The sequence below is a fragment of the Polaromonas sp. P1_G4 genome, from assembly GCF_056405475.1.
On record NZ_JBFUCA010000873.1, the window covers coordinates 1 to 1,116 of the forward strand.

Genomic DNA, 1,116 nt, shown 5'->3' on the forward strand with positions numbered 1-1,116 from the left:
CAGCCACACCAGCAACGGGACTCCGGTGCCCAGCCTGGACCAAAGCTTTGGTTATGACAACCTGAACCGAATCATCAGCGCCACCCTGGGCAGCAGTGCCATCCAATACAGTTACGACGCCACCGGCAACCGCACGGCCAGAGTCATCGGCGGCACGAGCTATCCGAACACCATAGCCACCACCAGCAACCGGCTGAACCAGACCCAGGACACAACAGGCACGGCCACCGTCCAGCACGATGCGGCCGGCAACATCACRAGCGACGGGRYCAAYACTTATASCTACAGCGACCGSGGSAGRCTGGCGACGRTGACGAACGCCGGTGGCACGGTGAGCTACAGCTACAGCGCGCTGGAGTTGAGGATKAGCAAGACGGGRCCGACGGCSYTGGTSCCAACSGGTGCGGCKTACTAYRTCTATGACGAAGARGGAAAACTGCTSGGTGAGTACGATGCCAACGGAACACCGCTCTATGAAACCATCTATATGAGCAGCCCGGTGGGGGTGATCAAGCAGACGGGAACGGCTGCGGGAAGCGACATTGCCATCAGCCTGTACAACGTCTGGGCGGATCAGCTCGGTGCGTCCAGAATCATCACACGGCAATCAGATGAGACAGTCGTTTGGAGATGGGACACGGCAGAACCCTTTGGCGCGACGGCGCCTGATCAGAATCCGAGCAGCCTGGGGGCCTTCGCCTTTAACCAGCGSYTGCCTGGGCARACCTTTGATGCCGAGAGTGGGYTGTTCCAGAACTGGAACMGGGAGTACAACCCGAGGATYGGGCGCTATATGCAGTCCGATCCCATTGGGCTGGAGGGGGGCATCAATACATTTGCTTATGTCGAGGGTGATCCGCTTTCGAAGAGTGATCCTAAGGGCTTGGTTGTCATACCAACAACGTCCGCGGACTCATCCAATGGGCGCAATATATCGCCCGTCCCTCCAACTGACTCAGGCGATGTATTGTGTGGATTGAATAAAAGATGCCAGAAAGTAAACGACATGTGTATCCGCAGATGCGAAGCAACGCTGCCGACTAGGGACTACGGTACATCTTTCTTTCGATGCAAAAATAGATGTATGCTTGAAAATGGTTGCCCAAGCGGAAGCGC

The 1,116-nt window shown here is 56.9% G+C and carries 1 protein-coding gene; it reads left to right on the plus strand.

Annotated elements, in window-relative coordinates:
- Positions 1–25: 25 nt before the first annotated feature.
- Positions 26–1,116: RHS repeat-associated core domain-containing protein (locus tag AC1D1X_RS24070; protein ID WP_477699452.1), on the plus strand; the 1,091-nt coding region annotated here is incomplete at its 3' end.